Origin of the sequence: Subtercola boreus (assembly GCF_003399645.1) — a bacterium.
GTDB classification, from domain to species: domain Bacteria; phylum Actinomycetota; class Actinomycetes; order Actinomycetales; family Microbacteriaceae; genus Subtercola; species Subtercola boreus_A.
Genome location: NZ_NBXD01000030.1, coordinates 24,104 through 42,820, shown reverse-complemented (window position 1 = coordinate 42,820; position 18,717 = coordinate 24,104). Strand labels below are relative to the sequence as shown.

16 protein-coding genes are annotated in these 18,717 nt (G+C 68.5%); 13 read left to right on the top strand and 3 right to left on the bottom strand.

The features are described 5' to 3' along the window. The first annotated feature begins 97 nt into the window (after positions 1–97). The 10 genes from B7R24_RS14870 (at position 98) to pip (ending at position 13,344) form a co-directional block, all read left to right on the top strand. Positions 98–2,311 (top strand): bifunctional metallophosphatase/5'-nucleotidase, encoded by a 2,214-nt coding sequence (locus tag B7R24_RS14870; protein ID WP_253259956.1) that lies wholly within the window; start codon positions 98–100, stop codon positions 2,309–2,311. 103 nt (positions 2,312–2,414) lie between these two features. Next, positions 2,415–4,469: a DNA helicase RecQ gene (gene recQ, locus B7R24_RS14865; RefSeq protein WP_116419751.1), complete on the top strand. Its 2,055-nt coding sequence runs from the start codon at positions 2,415–2,417 to the stop codon at positions 4,467–4,469. 205 nt (positions 4,470–4,674) lie between these two features. Beyond that, the gene (locus tag B7R24_RS14860) at positions 4,675–6,807 is read left to right on the top strand and encodes an acyl-CoA dehydrogenase family protein (RefSeq protein WP_116419750.1); all 2,133 of its coding nucleotides are present in this window, start codon (positions 4,675–4,677) and stop codon (positions 6,805–6,807) included. Positions 6,808–6,964: 157 nt separating this feature from the next. After that, on the top strand, positions 6,965–7,996 hold the full coding sequence (locus B7R24_RS14855; protein WP_116419749.1) for an ABC transporter ATP-binding protein: 1,032 nt from the start codon (positions 6,965–6,967) through the stop codon (positions 7,994–7,996). Further along, the gene (locus tag B7R24_RS14850; protein ID WP_116419748.1) at positions 7,993–8,826 is read left to right on the top strand and encodes an ABC transporter permease; all 834 of its coding nucleotides are present in this window, start codon (positions 7,993–7,995) and stop codon (positions 8,824–8,826) included. Before B7R24_RS14855 ends, B7R24_RS14850 begins: the two co-directional genes overlap by 4 nt. Positions 8,827–8,828: 2 nt before the next feature. After that, the gene (locus B7R24_RS14845) at positions 8,829–10,235 is read left to right on the top strand and encodes a sensor histidine kinase (RefSeq protein ID WP_172582856.1); all 1,407 of its coding nucleotides are present in this window, start codon (positions 8,829–8,831) and stop codon (positions 10,233–10,235) included. Then, positions 10,232–10,936 (top strand): response regulator, encoded by a 705-nt coding sequence (locus tag B7R24_RS14840; RefSeq protein WP_116419746.1) that lies wholly within the window; start codon positions 10,232–10,234, stop codon positions 10,934–10,936. Before B7R24_RS14845 ends, B7R24_RS14840 begins: the two co-directional genes overlap by 4 nt. A 75-nt stretch (positions 10,937–11,011) precedes the next feature. After that, the gene (locus tag B7R24_RS14835; protein ID WP_116419745.1) at positions 11,012–11,323 is read left to right on the top strand and encodes a DUF7882 family protein; all 312 of its coding nucleotides are present in this window, start codon (positions 11,012–11,014) and stop codon (positions 11,321–11,323) included. Between the two features lie 3 nt (positions 11,324–11,326). Continuing rightward, positions 11,327–12,322 carry a bacteriorhodopsin gene (locus B7R24_RS14830; RefSeq protein ID WP_116419744.1) on the top strand — a complete coding sequence of 332 codons (996 nt, stop codon included), beginning with the start codon at positions 11,327–11,329 and terminating at the stop codon, positions 12,320–12,322. A gap of 41 nt (positions 12,323–12,363) precedes the next feature. Continuing rightward, positions 12,364–13,344 carry a prolyl aminopeptidase gene (gene pip / locus B7R24_RS14825; protein ID WP_116419743.1) on the top strand — a complete coding sequence of 327 codons (981 nt, stop codon included), beginning with the start codon at positions 12,364–12,366 and terminating at the stop codon, positions 13,342–13,344. 111 nt (positions 13,345–13,455) lie between these two features. On the opposite strand, the gene B7R24_RS14820 is transcribed toward pip, so the two are convergent. Continuing rightward, positions 13,456–14,931 (bottom strand): DHA2 family efflux MFS transporter permease subunit, encoded by a 1,476-nt coding sequence (locus tag B7R24_RS14820; protein ID WP_116419742.1) that lies wholly within the window; start codon positions 14,929–14,931, stop codon positions 13,456–13,458. Between the two features lie 76 nt (positions 14,932–15,007). On the opposite strand from B7R24_RS14820, the gene B7R24_RS14815 reads away from it, so the two are divergent. Together B7R24_RS14815 and B7R24_RS14810 are read left to right on the top strand one after the other, a co-directional pair. Next, positions 15,008–15,655, top strand: coding sequence for a TetR/AcrR family transcriptional regulator (locus tag B7R24_RS14815; RefSeq protein ID WP_116419741.1), 648 nt, complete (start codon positions 15,008–15,010; stop codon positions 15,653–15,655). A gap of 154 nt (positions 15,656–15,809) precedes the next feature. Continuing rightward, positions 15,810–16,220: a hypothetical protein gene (locus B7R24_RS14810; protein WP_116419740.1), complete on the top strand. Its 411-nt coding sequence runs from the start codon at positions 15,810–15,812 to the stop codon at positions 16,218–16,220. A gap of 101 nt (positions 16,221–16,321) precedes the next feature. Here B7R24_RS14810 and B7R24_RS14805 read toward each other — a convergent pair whose 3' ends face one another. Next, positions 16,322–17,389 (bottom strand): DMT family transporter, encoded by a 1,068-nt coding sequence (locus B7R24_RS14805; RefSeq protein WP_172582855.1) that lies wholly within the window; start codon positions 17,387–17,389, stop codon positions 16,322–16,324. 77 nt (positions 17,390–17,466) lie between these two features. Further along, positions 17,467–18,315, bottom strand: a complete 849-nt coding sequence (locus B7R24_RS14800; protein WP_116419738.1) for a TspO/MBR family protein — start codon at positions 18,313–18,315, stop codon at positions 17,467–17,469. Positions 18,316–18,464: 149 nt separating this feature from the next. On the opposite strand from B7R24_RS14800, the gene B7R24_RS14795 reads away from it, so the two are divergent. Next, entirely contained in the window at positions 18,465–18,686 is a 222-nt protein-coding gene (locus B7R24_RS14795; protein ID WP_116419737.1) for a hypothetical protein, read from the top strand. The last annotated feature ends 31 nt before the right edge of the window (positions 18,687–18,717 follow it).

Below are 18,717 nucleotides of genomic sequence, written 5' to 3'. Positions count from 1 at the left end.
TTACAGATGAAACTCGTTCTCTGTGAATCGACACACAATCCGTAGAGTTCTCTGGGTGCCCCTGTTCAGGGGTGCCCGAGACGAACGAAAGAGCGCCGTGTCTGCGAAGAGCCCCGTGTCCACCAAGCAATCCTCCCCACGGCGCCTGCCACGAGTCGTAGCGCTGGCCGCGGTGGCGACACTGGCGGTCGGCCTGAGTGCAGCATCCGTCGACACAGCCAGCGCCGCCGATGCGCCCGTGAACATCGACATCGTGAACATCAACGACTTCCACGGTCGGCTCGAGGCGAGTGGCACCACCGCCGGTGCCGCCGTTCTGGCCGGCGCTGTCGACAGCTTTCGCCAAGCGAACCCGAACACGATCTTCGCCTCGGCCGGAGACAACATCGGAGCGTCGACGTTCACGTCGTTCATTCAGGATGACCAGCCCACGATCGACGCGCTGAACGCGATGAAGCTCGACGTGTCGTCGGTCGGCAACCACGAGTTCGACAAGGGTGCGGCAGACCTCGAGAACCGCGTGGAGCCCGCAGCCGACTTCCCCTACCTCGCCGCCAACGTCTTCGACAAGGCGACGGGCGCACCGGCGTTCGACCAGTACTTCGTCAAAGATGTCGGTGGCATCGCGGTCGGCTTCATCGGAGCCGTGACCGAGGAGCTGCCCTCCCTGGTGAGCCCCGCGGGCCTCTCGACGGTCACTGTCGGCCCGATCGTCTCGAGCGTCAACACCGTCGCCGACGAGCTGAAAGACGGGGATCCTGCCAACGGCGAAGCCGACGTCGTCGTTCTGCTGGTGCACGAGGGTGCGGCGACGCCGGAGGTTGCGGCATCCGATTCGGTGTTCGGCAAGATCATCAGTGGCGTGAACTCGAAGGTGAGCGCGATCATCAGCGCGCACACTCACCAGCTGTACAACTACGAGGCTCCCGTACCGGGCGTTCCCGGGGCGACCCGGCCCGTGCTGCAGACCGGTTCGTACAGCATGGACCTCGGCCACCTCGCGCTGTCGGTCGACCCCTCGACCAAGCAGCTGCTGTCGATCACGTCGGAGGTTCTGCCCCTGACGGATGCGGCCAATGGCAATGCGCCGCTCTACCCGGCCGACCCCGCCGTGCAGTCCATCGTCGACAAAGCGGTCGCCACGGCCGATGTGCTGGGCAGCGTCGAGACCGGAACCATCACCGCCGACTTCAACCGCGCGCATCAGAGCGACGGCAGTGAGAACCGCGGCGGCGAGTCGACCCTCGGCAACTTCGTGGCCGATGTGCAGCTCGCCTCCACCCGGGAGTCGGGCGCCGAGGTGGCGTTCATGAACCCCGGCGGGCTCAGAACGGATCTGACGTTCGCCGGAGACGGTGACGCCGACGGATCGGTCAGTTACAAGGAGGCAGCAAGCGTGCAGCCGTTCGCGAACACCCCGGTGACGCTGAACCTCACGGCGCCCCAGGTCAAGCAGGTTCTCGAAGAGCAGTGGCAGCCTGCCACCGCTGCACGTACGTTCCTCAAGCTGGGTCTGTCGAAGTCGCTCTCTTACACGTACGACCCGCTCGCCGCGGCCGGGTCGCACATCACCTCGATCTCGCTGAACGGCTCACCGTTGGCGGCCGACGCGAGCGTGAAGGTCGTCGTGAACTCGTTCCTCGCATCCGGTGGCGACAACTTCCTCACGTTGGCCCAGGGAACGGATGTCGCCGACACCGGCAAGATCGACCTGCAGTCGATGGTCGACTACTTCGCCCAGACCAGCACGGCGTCGCCCGACTACGCCCAGCGCGCGGTGGGCGTCTCGTACGACGGCTCGGTCGATGCGACGGCGATCGCTGCCGGGCAGACGATCACGGCGAACCTCTCCTCGCTGCTCTTCAGCGCGGGAGAGCCCACGGCGTCGACCGTCGATGTGACGTCGAACGGTGTCGTGATCGGCACGGGAACGATCGACCCGTCGATCGTCGACACGACCGATGAGGTCGGCCGGGCATCCGTCACCTTCACGGTGCCGGCAACCGCTCAGGTCGGCGACGTGATCGGGCTGTCGATCGCCGGCACGGGCACGTCGGCACCGCTGCTGACGGTGGCGACAGCTGCGGCTGCGACTCCGACGCCCGAGCCCACTCCGGTGCCGACGGCGACTGCTGTGCCCGTTCCCGGTTCGGGCTCGGGATCTGGGTCGGGCTCGGGCTCGGGTGCGACGGGGAGCCTGGCGAACACGGGGGCGTCGGGCTTTGCGAGCCTCGGGCTCGGCGTGCTGGCGCTGCTCTCGCTGGTCATCGGCGGGGCCGCCGTGGCAACCCGCCGGCGCCGCACCGTCTGAGTGCTCGGCCTCACCACCTGAGGGCCGGGGCTGTGGAGAACTTTCTCTCCACAGCCTCGGCCCTTTCGGTTCGCGTGTCGGGGGTCGAACCTAGACTGGAACCATGACAGAGCACTCACGCGCCGAATACCCCGAGGCCGAACCGCCGCCCTCGGAGTGGCCCGACGCCGAGTGGCAACCCCCCGCGTGGGAGCCCCCCGTACCCGACTACCCCGAGCCCGAGTTCCCCGGGTACGGGTTCGACGAGCCTGCGCGTGGCGGCGGCGGGGGTGCCGGTCGGTTTGGCGGCGCGCGTCGCGCCGTTGCACCGACCGCTGTGCGGGCTCGGCCCGCTCTCGCCGAAGACGCCCGCTCCGTGCTGAAGCGCGTGTTCGGGTACGACGACTTCCGCGGCGACCAGGCCGCGGTGATCGACCGGGTCGCGGGCGGCGGTGACGCCGTCGTGCTGATGCCGACCGGTGGCGGCAAGTCGCTCTGCTACCAGATTCCGGCGCTGCTTCGCGAAGGAACGGGCGTGGTCGTCTCTCCGCTCATCGCGCTGATGCAAGACCAGGTCGACGCTCTGCTCGCCGTCGGCGTGAACGCCGCCTACCTCAACTCGACGCAGGATGCCCGGGAGCGCGAGCGCGTCGAGAGCGCCTACCTGGCGGGCGAGCTCGACCTGCTCTACGTCGCCCCCGAACGGCTCTCCTCCGAGGGCACGAAGCGGTTCCTCGACAACGGCACCATCTCGCTCTTCGCGATCGACGAGGCGCACTGCGTCTCGCAGTGGGGTCACGACTTCCGCCCCGACTACCTCGGGCTCTCCGAGCTGGCCGAACGCTGGCCGACCATTCCGCGCCTCGCCCTCACCGCCACGGCGACAGAGGCGACACACAAGGAGATCACCGAGCGGCTCAGCATGGGCGACGCTCAACACTTCGTGGCGAGTTTCGACCGGCCGAACATCCGGTATCGCATCGAGAACAAGGGCGAGGTCAGGCAACAACTGCTGTCGCTCATCCGCAGCGAGCACGCGGGTGACGCCGGCATCGTGTACGGGCTGTCGCGCAAGACCGTCGAGCAGACCGCGCAGTTCCTCGCGGCGAACGGTGTCAACGCCCTGCCGTACCACGCCGGGCTCGACGCGGGCACGCGTGCACGCACCCAGTCCCGGTTCCTGCGCGAAGACGGCGTCGTCATCGTGGCGACGATCGCCTTCGGCATGGGCATCGACAAGCCCGACGTGCGCTTCGTGGCTCACATCGACCTGCCCAAATCGGTCGAGGGGTACTACCAGGAGACGGGTCGGGCAGGGCGCGACGGGCAACCGTCGACGGCATGGCTCGCCTACGGGCTTCAAGACGTGGTTCAGCAGCGGCGCATGATCGAGCAGTCGCCGGGCGACGCGTCGCACCGGCGCAAGCTCTCGTCGCACCTCGACGCGATGCTCGCCCTCTGCGAGACCGTCGACTGCCGGCGCGTGAACCTGCTCGGGTACTTCGGGCAGACGAGCACTCCCTGCGGCAACTGCGACACCTGCCTCGTTCCGCCTGCCGCATGGGACGGCACGGTTCCCGCCCAGAAACTGCTCTCGACGGTGGTGCGACTGCAGCGCGAGCGCAACCAGAAGTTCGGTGCGGGCCACCTCATCGACATCCTCCGGGCGAAGAAGACCCCCCGCGTGACGCAGTACGGGCACGACGACCTCGCGGTGTGGGGCATCGGCGACGACCTCTCCGAGCAGCAGTGGCGCGGGGTCGTGGGGCAGATGCTGGCCAAGGGGCTCCTTGCGGTGAACGACGACGGCTTCGGTACGCTCGTTCTCGCCCCCGACAGTGCGGCGGTCCTGAGCGGCGCCATGACGGTCTCGATGCGCACGGAGCCCGAGCGGGCAGCGAGCGCGCCGCGATCTTCGTCGCGTTCGCGTGCCGGTGCCGTAGCCGACCTCGGCGACGACGCCGTCCCGCTCTTCGAGGCGCTGCGCGTCTGGCGCTCGGCGACGGCGAAGGAGCTCGGCGTTCCGGCCTACGTGATCTTCCACGACGCGACCCTCCGTGAACTGGCGACCCGCCGACCCGCCGCCCTCGGCGACATCGACGGCATCCCCGGCATCGGCCAGAAGAAGCTCGACACCTTCGGCGAGGCCCTGCTCGAGGTCGTCGCGGCGAACGCCTGACCCGCTGAGAGCGCGGAGGCGGGAGGGGCGGGGGTTGTCGCAGGTGTCACATGGATGGCGGGGGAGGTTGTAGGTTGTCGCAGGTGGTTCGCGGGAGGCAAGCGCCGAGGTTGTAGGGGCGGTACTGCCTGTTTGGGCTCCGGAGGGAGGGCTCCTATCGTGAAATCGCGAGCACATGCAACGACGCGAGAGATGAAGGCCCCCGATGGTCACCACAGCTGTTACCGAGACTCCCACTACTTCGACATCCGCCGACGCGCCGCCGGCACCGGTGCTGAAGAAGGTCGTCACTCCGAAGCGGTCGTCTTCGAAGGATGCCTCCCCGAAGCCGGCTGAGCCGCGGATCGACATCGACTGGCTGAGCCACTACCTCCTCGGCACCTGGGCTGAGGCCCGCCTCGAGTCTCGGGCCGTCACTGCCCGCCCTGAGATGCAGCGCATCGAAGGCCAGAGCACTGCCGAGCACCGCAAGACCACTCTCGGCCAGCTGCACCTGCTGGTGAAGGAGGGCGCCGTGAACAAGGCCTTTCCGAAGCGCCTCGGCGGGCAGGACGACCACGGCGGCAACATCGCGGGCTTCGAAGAACTCGTCACCGCCGACCCGTCGCTGCAGATCAAGTCGGGCGTGCAGTGGGGCCTGTTCGGAGCCGCCGTGCTGCACCTCGGAACCGAGTACCACCACGACACGTTCCTGCCGAGCATCATGAGCCTCGAGGTTCCGGGGGCGTTCGCGATGACCGAGACGGGCCACGGTTCTGACGTGGCGAGCATCGGAACGACGGCGACGTACGACTCCGAGACCGAGCAGTTCATCATCCACACCCCCTTCCGCGGAGCGTGGAAGGACTACCTCGGCAACGCGGCGGTCGACGGCACCGCTGCCGTGGTGTTCGCCCAACTCATCACCGCGGGCGTGAACCACGGCGTTCATGCGTTCTACGTGCCGATCCGTTCCGCTGACGGAACGTTCCTCGACGGTGTCGGCGGCGAGGACGACGGGCTGAAGGGCGGCCTCAACGGCATCGACAACGGCCGCCTGCACTTCGACCACGTTCGCGTTCCGCGGCTCAACCTGCTCAACCGCTACGGTGATGTCGCTGCCGACGGCACCTATACCTCGTCGATCTCGAGCCCCGGGCGCCGCTTCTTCACCATGCTCGGCACCCTCGTGCAGGGCCGCGTCTCACTCGACGGTGCGTCCACCGCTGCGGCGAAGATCGCCCTCAAGATCGCGATCACCTACGGCAGCCAGCGCCGCCAGTTCACCGCCGGCAGCGACACCGATGAAGAGGTGCTGCTCGACTACCAGAAGCACCAGAGCCGCCTCATTCCCCGGCTCGCGACGACGTACGCGGCCAGCTTCGCCCACGAGGTGCTGCTGACCAAGTTCGACAGCGTCTTCTCGGGCGCAGGCGATACGGATGTCGACCGCCAAGATCTCGAGACCCTCGCCGCCGCGCTCAAGCCGCTCTCGACCTGGCACGGGCTCGACACACTGCAGGAGGCCCGCGAGGCGTGCGGCGGCGCAGGATTCCTCGCCGAGAACCGGCTCACCAGCCTGCGCGCCGACCTCGACGTGTACGCCACCTTCGAGGGTGACAACCATGTGCTGCTGCAGCTCGTGGCGAAGCGCCTTCTCACCGACTACAGCCGACGCTTTGCGAAGGCCGACGTGGGTGTCCTCGCGCGGTATGCGGTCGAGCAGGCCACCGACCGGGCCGTCAACGGCTCGGGTCTCCGACGGCTGGCGCAGAACGTCTCAGACCGCCGCTCGGTCGCTCGGTCGGTGGGCCAGCTCCGTTCGGCGAGAGTGCAGCGTGCCCTGCTGACCGACCGGGTCGAGACGATGGTCGGCGAGATCGCGGGCAACCTCCGCGCGGCCGGCAAGGGCTCGAAGAAGAAGGCGGCCGACCTCTTCAATGCCAACCAGAACGCGATGATCGAGGCGGCTCGGGCGCACGGCGAGCTGCTCCAGTGGGAGGCCTTCACGGATGCTCTGACGAAGATCGACGATGAGGGCACCAAGGCCGTGCTGACCTGGGTGCGTGACCTCTTCGGGCTCGGCCTCATCGAGAAGCATGCGGCGTGGTACCTCATCAACGGACGGCTGTCGCCGAGCCGCGCCCGCGCCGTTCAGGCGTACATCGAGCGCCTCACCGCCCGGCTCCGCCCGCACGCTGTCGACCTTGTCGACGCCTTCGGCTACGGACCCGAGCACGTTCGGGCGCCCATCGCCTCCGGCCAGGAGGCAGCCCGCCAGAACGAGGCCCGCGACTACTACCGCGATCTGCGCGCGAGCGGCAACGCCCCCGTCGACGAGAGGGCCCCGAAGAAGTAGGCCCCTAAGAAGGAGGCCCCGAAGAAGGAGGGCCCGAAGAACGATGCCTGCGGCGGGAGGGGTGGTACCCCGGTACCACCCCTCCCGCCGTCGCGGCACCCAAAGACCCGTCTGCGGGCGGATGCCCGGGGGTGGGGCCGGCTCGTAGTGTCGAAGCATGATCGAAGCACACGAACTCACGAAGAAGTACGGCCAGAAGACCGCGGTCGACCAGGTGACCTTCACCGTCAGACCCGGCCTCGTCACCGGCTTTCTCGGCCCGAACGGCGCCGGAAAGTCGACCACGATGCGCATGATCGTGGGCCTCGACCGCCCGACCGGCGGTGGCGTCACCGTCAACGGCAAGGTCTACCGCGACCACACTGCACCGCTTCACGAGGTGGGGGTGCTGCTCGACGCCAAGGCGATCCACCAGGGCCGTTCGGCCTACAGCCACCTCCTCGCCCTCGGTGCCACGCACGGAATCGGGGCATCCCGGGTGCGCGAGGTCATCGAGATGACCGGCCTCGACTCGGTCGCCAAGAAACGGGTCGGTGGTTTTTCGCTCGGCATGGGTCAGCGTCTCGGTATCGCCGCGGCGATGCTGGGCGACCCCTCCACCCTCATCCTCGACGAGCCGGTCAACGGCCTCGACCCCGAGGGAGTGGTGTGGGTGCGTGAGCTTGTGCGCTTCCTCGCCTCCGAGGGTCGGACGGTGCTGCTCTCGAGCCACCTGATGAGCGAGATGGCACTGACCGCCGACCACATCATCGTGATCGGCAAGGGCCGTGTGATCGCCGACGCTCCGGTGGCCGACCTGGTCAGCGGCGCAACCACCTCGACGGTTCGAGCCGTCAGCCCCCGCGCCGCCGAGATGGCACGGCTGCTGAACTCGCCCGACGTCACCATCACCAGCGTCGACGGGGAGACCCTCGAGATCGTCGGCATCACCTCTGCCGCCGTCGGCGAGGTGGCCGCAGCCAACGGAATCGTCCTGCACGAGCTCACCCCGATGAAGGGTTCGCTCGAAGACGCCTACATGAATCTCACCGCCGACTCGGTGGAGTACCGCACGGGCGTCTTCGACCCCGCGCATCCGACGACGGCGAACGCGCACGCCGACCCCGCGCGCATCGACACGCCGCATGAACCATCCCACGCGGCGAGCCACGCCGCTCCCGCCCCGACCCACACGGAGGTCTCACGATGAGCACCGCGACCGCTCCCGCCCGCCGCAGCACCGCGCTGCCCGCCTCGCCCCTCCGGCTCACCGCCGGTGGCATCATCCGTTCCGAATGGATCAAGCTGCGCTCGCTGCGCTCCACGGTCTGGGCCTACGCCATCATCATCGTCATTCAGATCGCGATCGGTCTGCTCATCGCCTCGTTCTCTGTGAACAACGTCGCGCCCGCGGGCAGCCGCGGCCCCAATCTCGAGTTGGCTGATCTCGCGATCGTGGTCGCGACGGCCGGGGTGGCCTTCGGCCAGCTCGTCGTCTCGGTTCTCGGTGTGCTCGTCATCAGCGGCGAGTACTCGACGGGCCAGATCCGCTCGAGCTTCGCGGCCGTGCCGAAACGTCTGCCCGTTCTGTGGGCGAAGCTCGCTGTCTTCGGCGTGACGACCTTCGTGGTCTCGCTGGTCGGCATCCTGCTCGCCTACCTCGTCACGTACCCCATCCTCGCGGGCTCGAACATCACCTCGAACCTGTTCGATTCGGGCGTCTACCTGCCGCTGATCGGCGCCGCAGGCTACCTGGCCCTGACCGGGGTGCTTGCGCTCGGGGTCGGTGCGATTCTTCGCAGCACCGCCGGAGGAATAGCCGCGGCGCTCGGTCTGCTGCTCGTCGTCCCCGTCATCTTCGGCCTCATCCCGGTGGACTGGGCACACAGCATCTCCGACTGGCTGCCCGGGTCGGCCGGCGCGAACATCTACCAGTCGGGTGGTGTTTTCGAGTGGTGGCAGGCCCTGCTCATTATGATCGGATGGATCGGTGTGGCGCTGGCCGCCGCTGCCGTCCTGATGCGCCGGAGGGATGCCTGAGCATGACCTCTGCTGAACGCCCGGTCTCCTCGCCCGAAACGGCGACGGCGGCCGGGCGTTCGGTCGTTGTCGACGACCTGCGTCTGCCGCGGCCACCGGGCGTGTTCCGCCAGTTCTTCGCGCGGCATCCGTGGGTCGTCGACAGTGCGATCGTGGTGCTCTTCGGCCTACCCGCCACACTCTTCGTGCTGGTGACCCTCGCCGGCGGCCGGGGCGACGTCCCGAACGTCGCGGGAACGATCCTCGCCGTCGTCGGCTCGCTTCTGGTGATCGTCGCCCTGTATCTCCGGCGGCGTCATCCGCTGCTGCTCGTGGGGGTGGTCGCCCTCAGCATCCTCCTCGTCTCGCAGACCCTGAGTGGCCCCGACCAGATTGCGCCCTTCGTCGCTCTCTATGGTGCGGCGGTGTATGTGTCGGTGCGGGCGGCCTGGCTGTCGTTCGGGGTGCTCGCCGTTGCCCGGATGGTGGCGGGGCTGATCGCCCTCGGCGGCGACCTCGGTGCGACCATCGCGATGTCGCTGTTCTCCGTCTTTCTGATGATGATCGCCACGCTCATCGGAATCAACGTGGGCAATGGCAAACGCTATGTCGAGGCACTGCTCGACCGCGCCGCCCAGCTCGCCCGCGAGCGAGACCAGCAGGCGCTGCTCGCAGCGGCCTCCGAACGAGCTCGCATCGCGCGGGAGATGCACGACATCGTCGCGCACAGCCTCACGGTGATGGTCACCCTCGCCGACGGCGCCGACCGCACGATCGCTGTGAACCCGGAGCGGGCCCAGGAGGCGATCCGGCAGGTCGCCGAGACGGGGCGGGTGGCGCTCGCCGACATGCGCCTGGTGCTGGGCGTGCTGTCGAAGCCGCTCGATCCGGCCGTGGAGGCCGCTGGTGCGGCTCCGGGTGCGGCGCCGGGCACGGCCGCGGGTGCAGATTCGCCGGAGGCTCCGGATGCGCCCGGCGGGCCGGCGGGCGAGACGCTCGGGGCGGCATCCGACGCCCCGGCTTCGCTCACCCCGCAGCCCGGCCACAACGACCTCGCCGCGCTGATCTCCTCGTTCCGCAGCGCAGGGATGGTGGTGGTGTACACCGTCTCGGGGGCGATCGCGCCCGATTCCGGGCTGCAGCTCACCGTCTTCCGCATCGTGCAGGAGGCGCTGACCAACAGCCTGCGCTATGCGCCAGACCCGAAGCACGTGGTCGTGACCGTCGTGTACGGCCCTCGGGAGGTGAGCGTCACGGTGGCCGACGAGGGCCAGTCGCAGGTGGCCGCGCCCTCGATCGGCACCGGCAATGGCATCATGGGCATGCGCGAACGTGTGCGCGGCTACGGCGGCTCACTCGAGGCAGGCCCGACGACGGCCGGGGGCTGGCAGCTTCGCGCCGTGATTCCGCAGAGGGAGCAGGTCGCATGAGCGAGACGGAACCCGGCGACATCCGCATTCTGTTGGTGGATGACCAGGCGTTGCTGCGCATGGGCTTTCGCATGGTGCTCGAAGCAGAGCCCGGCTTCGAGGTCGTGGGGGAGGCCTCCGATGGCGCGACGGGGGTGCGGCAGGCGGTGGCTCTCAGGCCCGATGTGATCCTGATGGATGTTCGGATGCCCGGAATGAACGGCATCGAGGCAACGCAACAGATCATTCGCGAGGTACCCGAAAGCAGGGTGCTCATCCTGACGACGTTCGACCTCGACGAGTACGCATTCGACGCCCTGCGGGCCGGCGCCAGCGGATTCCTGCTGAAAGACGCCCGGCCGAGCGAACTCGTTGCGGCGATCCGGTCGGTGGCGGCGGGCGACGCCGCCGTCTCACCCCGGGTCACGCGCCAGCTGCTGCAGATGTTCGGGTCGGAACTGCCCGAGCGCGGGGCCGAGGCGAAGGCTTCCGGGGCACCGGATCCGGCCGACGAACGTCTGGCCGCCCTGACCGAGCGAGAGCGGGAGGTGCTCATCGCGATCGCAGAAGGGCTGACCAACTCCGAGATCGCCGTGCGCCTCGTCGTCTCGGAGTCGACCATCAAGACGCACGTCGGGCGTGTGCTGATGAAACTGCAGGCCCGCGACAGGGTGCAGGCGGTCATCCTCGCCTATGAGGCCGGCCTGGTGGCGCCGCGCTGAAGCGACCCGCTCGAGCCTCGGGCCAGCGATTGTCATCGCGCGGCGCTAGGCTGGAATCAACGAAGGAGCCCGCGCATGGGCACATTGCTCTATGGAAGTCCCAGTATCGAAGTGTCCTTCGACGACCGTGCCCTCACCCACCTGCAGATCGTCATCACGGCGAAACTGCGGCGTCGTGAGAGTTTCATCTTCTCGTGGAACGATGCGCCTGAGGCCGGCAGTGGCCGCAGCGCCATCTGGCTCGACCCGAGCAGCACGATCTACTACCGCTTCTACGGCAGCAGAATTCCGACGATCAACCGCGAGTGGATCGACGCCCTGATGGAGTCGGCGAACAGCGGCAGCGGTCTCTTCTTCACGTCTGAACCACTGACAGGGCGTTCATAACGCATGGCCTTCACCTCCTTCACGCCCTGGTCTGCTTCGCTCAGCCAGCCGGAGTACCTCCTCACGCTCTACTTCATCGTGGTCGCCGCGCTGGCACTGCTCACAGGGTTCTTCCGAACGCTCGTCACGCAGCGTGAGGTCGGAGCGCACTTCCGCCCCGCGACCGTCGCCCGTCTTGCCGTCACGGCGGTCGCGACCGTCTCGTACGCCGTCATACTCGTCGGCTTTCTGAACGGCTACGACAGGGTGGGGGCCCTCTACGTTCCGAACGACGGGGCGATCATCTCCTTCGCGCTGCGGTACATGGACTGGTCGATCACGGTTCCCCTTCTGACGATCGAGCTCATGGCGGTCGTGACGTTCACGGGCGCCCGCATCCGGCGCGCCCGGTTCATCGCCGCGGGCGCGGCCCTCCTGATGATCTTCACCGGGTTTCTCGGAGCGATCATCGTCCCCAGCGAGGTGGGCGCGGTTGGCGGTGACGCCACCGCGGGCCTTCTCCTCTGGGGCGGAATCAGCTGTGTGTTCTGGATCGTCACGAATGTCGTGCTCATCCGCGCCGTGCGTGCGTCGTTCGACGAGCTGACGCCGGCCTCGGCGCAGCTGCTCCGCACCGCGACGGTGCTGCTGTTGTCGGGGTGGGCGCTCTATCCGATCGTCTACATCATCCAGGTGTTCGGCAACGGCGGAGCCTGGGCGACCGCGATGCAGATCACGCTCTGCGTCGCCGACGTCGTCGTCAAGATCGGCTTCGGAACGCTCATCCACCGGGTGGCCAAGCTCCGCACGGCAGAAGATGTGCGCGCGGGTCGTGACGTGCATCCGGAGTCGATCTGGATCTCGTCGGTGAAGCAGTCCGATGCCGGTCTGGCGCGGGAGGTGTACCTGGCAGAGGGTGCGGCAGTGCATGCGCGTCGCGCGAGGCCGCCGATGGGTGCTGCGGTACCGGCGGCGCCGCAGCCCGCTGACGAGGGCTCCGAGTCGTCGTCGGACGACTGAGACGCGACACCGGATGCACGTGCGGGCCCTAGGCTCGAAGCATGGTTGACCGCAGAACTCTGTACCCCGAGATCGAGCCCGACGAGATCGGCTTCCTGCCGGTCGGCGATGGCCAGGAACTCTACTGGGAGACCTCCGGCAACCCGAACGGCAAGCCCGTGGTCTTCCTGCACGGCGGACCGGGTGGGGGCACCAGTGCGACGCACCGCCGCCTCTTCGACCCCGCGAAGTACCGCATCGTGCTCTTCGACCAGCGCGGCTGCGGACTGAGCATCCCGCACGCCTCGACCTCGCCCGATCACCTCGCGTCGAACACGACCTGGCACCTCGTCGACGACATCGAGAAGCTCCGCCAGCACCTCGGCATCGAGCGCTGGATGGTGTTCGGCGGGTCGTGGGGCAGCACCCTCGGCCTCGCCTATGCCCAGACGCACCCGTCGCGCGTCACCGAACTCGTGCTGCGCGGCATCTTCACGCTGCGAAAGCTCGAGCTCGACTGGTTCTACGAGGGCGGTGCCCGTCTGATCGCGCCCGACCTCTGGGAGGGTTTTCTGGAACCGGTGACCGCCTCGAAGCTGGTTCCGGATGATCGGGGGCACCTCATCCGCGCCTACCACCGGCTGCTGAACGACCCCGACCCGCTCGTGCACGGGCCCGCCGCCGTTGCGTGGTCGACCTGGGAGTCGTCGATGATCACGCTGCTGCCGAAGCCGGAGGTGGTGGAGCGGTTCACTGAGCCCTCCTTCGCGCTCGCGTTCGCGCGCATCGAGAACCACTACTTCATCAACGAAGGGTGGCTCGAGGAGGGGCAGCTCATCGCCAACGCGGGCGTGCTGCGAGACATCCCGGGTGCCATCATCCAGGGGCGGTACGACCTCTGCACACCGGCGCTCACCGCGTGGGACCTCCACCGGGCCTGGCCCGAGGCATCGTTCACGCTCGTCGACGACGCCGGCCACGCCTTCGATGAGCCGGGCATCCTCGACGCCCTCCTCGAGGCGACCGACCGCTTCGCGGCCTGACGTCCGGCGCGGCGGCACGTCGTTCCCTCGGGGCGTCGTGGCGTCGCGGCGTAAGAGAGGACCACGGCGCCATTGCTCTCCCTGCAGCCTCAGCGGAGCCGGAGGCCTCTTTTACGCAACGGGGGCGGTCGCGGGGGCGGTGGCCGGCATGGCCGTGGGGGCGGTGCGGGTGGCGCGGCCCGCGGGCAGCAGCAGGGCGAGCAGGGCCGAGAGCGCGAGCGCCGAAGCCCCCACGATGACGGCCGGGATGGCTGCCCCCACGTATCCCGTCGGGGTGAGCTGGCCGCCGGCCCCCGTGAAGACGGCGGTCAGCACCGCGATGCCGAGCGCCACGCCCACCTCGCGGAGGGTCGAGTTCGTTCCCGAGGCCTTTGCCTGGTCGGCGGAGCTCATGTTCACGAGCACGGCGGTCGATGAGGGGGCGAAGACGAGCCCCATACCGATTCCCGCGAAGAGGAACGGGCCGATCATCGACGCATACGTCGCGTCCGCTGACAGGATGCCCGCCAACCAGAACACGCCGACCGACTGGAAGGCGAGCCCCACCACGACCGGCAGCCTCGTGCCGATGCGCGGCGTGATCAACCCGGTGAGGGGGGCGACGATGAGCGGGGCCATCGTCCAGGGCATCGTCATCAGCCCGGCCTCGAGCGGGCTGTGCCCCTGAACGATCTGCAGGAACTGGATCAGGATGAAGATCGACCCGAAGATGCCGAAACTGAACACGAACCCCACGACGTTGGCCACGCTGAAACTGCGGTCGCGAAAGAGCCTCAGAGGCAGCAGCGGTGCCGTCGTGCGAGACTCCCACACGACGAACGCCACCAGCAGCACGGCCCCGACAACCAGTGACCCGACGACCTCGACGCTCGACCAGCCCGCGTCGTTGCCGCGCACGATCCCGTAGACGACGCCCAGCACGCCGACTCCGACCAGCGCCAAGCCCAGAACGTCGGCGCGAAGGCGAGCGCCGAAGGTGTTCGGCAGGGCGAGCAACGCCAGGGGTACCGAGATGATGCCGGTCGGAACGTTCAGCCAGAAGATGGCCTCCCAGTTCCAGCCCTCGATGACCGCTCCGCCGATGAGCGGCCCGAGGGCGACGCCGAGCCCGGAGACCCCGCCCCAGATTCCGATGGCGAGCGGCCGCAGCCTTGTGCTCACCGAACCCACGAGGAGGGTGAGCGAGAGAGGCATGAGCGCCGCAGCACCCACGCCCTGGAATGCACGGCCGACGATGAGCATCCACGGGTCGGTGCTGAGGGCCGAGAACGCCGATGCGACCGTGAACAGGGCGATGCCGAACACGAAGACCGACCGCCGGCCCAGCCGGTCGCCGACCGCCACTGCCATCAGCATGAACGTCGCGAACGCGAGGGTGTAGGCGTTCACGAACCACTGCAGTTCGCCGATCGAGGCGTTCAGGTCGAGGCGGATGACCGGCAGGGCACTCGTCATGATGAGGTTGTCGAGCGTGGCCATGAACATGGGCAGCGATGCCGCGACGATGGCGAGCCAGATGGGGATACGGCGTCGTGAACCGGGGGCGGTCAGGGCGGGGCTGTCGTCGATGGAGGGGGTGGCAGTCATGGCCGCGCTCGCTTCCGGAGATAAGTTATCGTTCGATCACTAAGGACTCTAGCTATCAGCTGATAACCTGTCAAACATGAGTCCTGAACGCACTGGGAGTACCGCCGTCGTCACCCGCATGCGCGGCGAGGACCGTCGTGAGCTGATCATGCAGGCGGCGATGAAGGTGTTCGGTGACTACGGCTATGTCGGTGCAACGACTGCCCAGATCGCGCGTGCCGCCGGAGTGAGTCAACCGTACGTCGTGCAGGCGTTCGGTACGAAGGAGCAGTTGTTCCTCGCGGTGATCGAGCGAGCTCTGCAGTCTCTGCTGGGGGCGTTCGCGCGGGTGGTCGAGAGCGATCGTGACGCACCGGTCGGGCCCGAGCATCCCACTCTGTCGGCGCGCCTGGGCGCCGCCTATGTCGACCAGCTCAACGAGCCGGGGCTGCTGCTGTCCCTGATGCATGCCTTCGTGCTGGGCAAAGACCACACGATCGGGCCCGCCGGCCGCGGCGGGTTCATGCAGGTGTACCGATACCTGAGGGATGCCGCGGGGTTCAGCCCTGAGGAGGTGCGCGCCTTTCTCGCGGAGGGCATGCTCATCAACACCATGATCGGTCTGCGTATGATCGACGAATTCGACACCGATGCGGATGCACGGGAACTCCTCGCCGGCTCGTTCGAGAGAAAGCTCGACCAGGTGCGCAGGCTGGCGGCTGACAGCGCGTCACCGCCCCGGTAAGTGGGCTGCGGATGCCCGTGGCCTGGGTTCGTGGACCGTGAAGCGGGGCGTTGCCTCCACCCCCGCTAAGGGTCACCGATGAGAGTCGGTCGCAGCCTTCTGCTCGTGCGGCGGGCTGTCTAGGCTCGTATGAACCGACCCGGAGGAGATCCCGATGCTCATCACCGCACTCACCTTTGCCGGCTTTCTGATCGGCGACCGGGCTGCGCTCGCCATCGTGGTGATGGCATCCGTCGCCCTGCTCCTTGCGCTCCTGGCGGCCGGTGCTTCGGTCTGGCTCGTGCTCGGCGTGCGGGCGCTCGCCGCCGGTGCGGCGGAGGCCGCCTCTCACTCGACTCCGCGGGCGGCTCAGCATCGGCGGAATGCGGGGGCCGGGGTCGGGGTGACCGGGGTGGGGGTGACCGGGGTAGGGGTGACCGGGGTGGGGGTGACCGGGGTCTCGGCGATGACCGAGCCACCGCGGCTCGATGTCGACGCGGTTGTGGCAGCAATGGAGGGTGCGTTCTCCAGTCCCTCGACGCAACTTCCGGCGGTTCGGCGGCTGCTGCTGCAGCGTCGAGCGTGACGACCGGACTTCGTGGCTTCCTGGCTTCTGTAGCTCTCTGGCTTTTGTAGCTCTCTGACTTCTGTGGCTCCCTGACTTCGCGACTCGACCCGCCGACCGGACTATGCCAGGCGGCGGCCGGTCGTCAGTATGAGGATGCCTGCGACGAGCAGCACGAGCCCGGCGACGATCGAGGGGGAGAAGTGCTCGTGCAGCAGCAGCACGCCGAGCACCGTCGCGGTGAGGGGTTCGACAAGGGTGAGGGTGGCCGCGCGCGACGCGGTCAGGGTTTGCAGCCCGATCGCGAACAGGGTGTAGGCGAGCGCCACAGAGACGACGGCGAGCCAGGCGGTGGCGATGAGCCCACCGGGCTGGCCGAGCCAGTTGAGGTTCGAGGTGAGCAGAACGGGCAGCATGATCACGGCCGCGGTGCCGAAAGTCGCACCCATGGCGGCTGACGGCGTGTAGCCGCGGTCGAGCAAAAGCTTGCTGCTGAGAGCGTAGACCGCGTACGAGGCGCCCGCCCCGAGAGACCCGGCGAGGCCCAGGCCGGTGACGGATGCTGCCCCCGAGTCTGCCCCGAACACCCCCGAGAGCGCAGCGACTCCGGCCGCGGCGACCGCTGTGGCGAGGGCCCAGCGCCGCCCGGGGGGCCGGCGCCTGACGGCCCACTCGATCAGTCCGGTGAGGATGGGCGCCGATCCGAGGGCCACGAGGGTGCCGACGGCCACCCCGTTCTCGCGGGTTCCGGTGAAGAAGGCGGGCTGGTAGGCGGCGACCCCGACCGCCCCGATGGCCACGAGGCCGAGGGCGGGGAGGCGTACCCGTGCAGGCAGGTGCGGGCGGACGGTGTTTGTAGGAGTTGTGTGCGCGGGAGCGGTGTTCGGGGGAGCGGCGTTCGTGGGAGCGGTGTTTGGGGGAGCGGCACCCGTGCGGTCGCCGCTGGCCGCAGGATACGCGGGCGCCGTACCGTCGGTGCCGCGACGCGAGCGGGCGGCGATCCCGAGCGCGATGATCGCGAGCAGAGCGCCGCCGAATACGATCCGTGCGGCGCCGAACGAGAGCGCACTCGCGTCACCGGCACCGAGGGCCCCGGCCGTACCCGTGGTACCGAAGCAGACGGCCGCCGCGATCACGAGCAGGGCCGCGATGCGACCGCTCCGGCTCGTCGGGGGGCCGTGGCTGGTCACGTTCCGATTGTGGCACAGGCGCCGAGCGTGCCCAGAGGTCAGACGGGCGGGCGGCCCCGTCTGACCTCGAGGGTTCCCTAGGCAGAGCGTGCGGCGCGCACAGCGGCGACCCGCGCCGTGACCGTCACGACGACGACGACGGCCGCCGCCGCGATGGCCGTCACCGCGACCGGCGTCGACTCGAGCGTTCCGGTGAGCCGCGACACCGCGACCCACGCCAGCCCCCAGGCGAGCGAGAGCGTGGGTGAGATGCTGCCGCGGCTCCAGAGAGCCACGAGCACGCCCACCGCGCCGGCCACGCCTACGACGGCCACGCCCCAGGCCTCTGCCGACCATCCGAAGCCCGTGAAGCCAGCGAACTGCAGGCCCGACGTGAGATTCGCGGCCGTCGCGATGCTCACCCAGCCGAGGTAGAGACCCATCGTGCCATCGGTGAGGAGGGTTCCGATCACCGAGCGCCGACCCCGTGCCCGGCTCGAGATGATGCGGCCGTACGCCCAGCAGAGCGCAATGAGCAGCAGCACGATGATGACAGCGCTGAGCACCAGGAGGCCGGCCTGCACGCTCAGGATCCACGCCGCATTCATGATCAGGGTGAGGAGCACCGGGTATCCGATGAAGCGTTGCCGGGCATCCGTTCGCTGTGCGGGCAGGAGTTGCCAGACCGCGTAGGCGACGAGGCCCAGGTAGATGATGCTCCAGATGGCGAAGGCGCCACCGGCGGGGGCGAGGAGTGTCGCGTCTGCGCTGAGTGCGCCGCCGGCGGCTTCGGCGATGGGGGTTCCGCCGGCCGCACCCGACCCGACGAAGGCGCCGACCACGGCCACCACGGCCCCGACGGCGACGAGAATCTGTCGCAGGAGGTCGGAGGAGTGGCGGCCCGGTGTGGCCCGCGAACGCCCCCCGCTGTGAGCTGTTGCCGTCATCGTGCCGCCCCTTTCGCCGCGGAAGCAGTGCCCCGTGCTCTGACCATGGTCGCAGCATCCGGTGTATCACGGTCTGCACGTGTCTGTGGGCGTTTCGTCTGGTTGGCGCAGGCCGTCCCCCTGCCCTTTTTGCTGTGGGAGGATGGAACATGGCTGAAAACGGTGAACAGACCGCCCCCATCATGGCGGGCAGCGACGATGCGTCGAACGAAGAGAAGACGGTCGGCATCCTCGCCCAGGTCAGGCAAGACCACGCCGGCCAGCCGCTCGCCCTCGTTCTGCTGAACCTCCGCCAGCGATTCGAGCAGGCGATGGTCGAGGTGGACGACATCAGTCTTGCGCGCATGGCGCACGACATCTCCGACGCGTAGCGCATCATCTCAGACGCGTAGCGCACCATCT

What these genes read in the sequence shown, in the direction of transcription:
- recQ (WP_116419751.1), top strand. Translation starts at nt 2,415, where the DNA reads ATGACAGAGCACTCACGCGCCGAATACCCCGAGGCCGAACCGCCGCCC.
- B7R24_RS14860 (WP_116419750.1), top strand. Translation starts at nt 4,675, where the DNA reads ATGGTCACCACAGCTGTTACCGAGACTCCCACTACTTCGACATCCGCC.
- B7R24_RS14855 (WP_116419749.1), top strand. Translation starts at nt 6,965, where the DNA reads ATGATCGAAGCACACGAACTCACGAAGAAGTACGGCCAGAAGACCGCG.
- B7R24_RS14850 (WP_116419748.1), top strand. Translation starts at nt 7,993, where the DNA reads ATGAGCACCGCGACCGCTCCCGCCCGCCGCAGCACCGCGCTGCCCGCC.
- B7R24_RS14845 (WP_172582856.1), top strand. Translation starts at nt 8,829, where the DNA reads ATGACCTCTGCTGAACGCCCGGTCTCCTCGCCCGAAACGGCGACGGCG.
- B7R24_RS14840 (WP_116419746.1), top strand. Translation starts at nt 10,232, where the DNA reads ATGAGCGAGACGGAACCCGGCGACATCCGCATTCTGTTGGTGGATGAC.
- B7R24_RS14835 (WP_116419745.1), top strand. Translation starts at nt 11,012, where the DNA reads ATGGGCACATTGCTCTATGGAAGTCCCAGTATCGAAGTGTCCTTCGAC.
- B7R24_RS14830 (WP_116419744.1), top strand. Translation starts at nt 11,327, where the DNA reads ATGGCCTTCACCTCCTTCACGCCCTGGTCTGCTTCGCTCAGCCAGCCG.
- pip (WP_116419743.1), top strand. Translation starts at nt 12,364, where the DNA reads ATGGTTGACCGCAGAACTCTGTACCCCGAGATCGAGCCCGACGAGATC.
- B7R24_RS14820 (WP_116419742.1), bottom strand. Translation starts at nt 14,931, where the DNA reads ATGACTGCCACCCCCTCCATCGACGACAGCCCCGCCCTGACCGCCCCC.
- B7R24_RS14815 (WP_116419741.1), top strand. Translation starts at nt 15,008, where the DNA reads ATGAGTCCTGAACGCACTGGGAGTACCGCCGTCGTCACCCGCATGCGC.
- B7R24_RS14810 (WP_116419740.1), top strand. Translation starts at nt 15,810, where the DNA reads ATGCTCATCACCGCACTCACCTTTGCCGGCTTTCTGATCGGCGACCGG.
- B7R24_RS14800 (WP_116419738.1), bottom strand. Translation starts at nt 18,315, where the DNA reads ATGACGGCAACAGCTCACAGCGGGGGGCGTTCGCGGGCCACACCGGGC.
- B7R24_RS14795 (WP_116419737.1), top strand. Translation starts at nt 18,465, where the DNA reads ATGGCTGAAAACGGTGAACAGACCGCCCCCATCATGGCGGGCAGCGAC.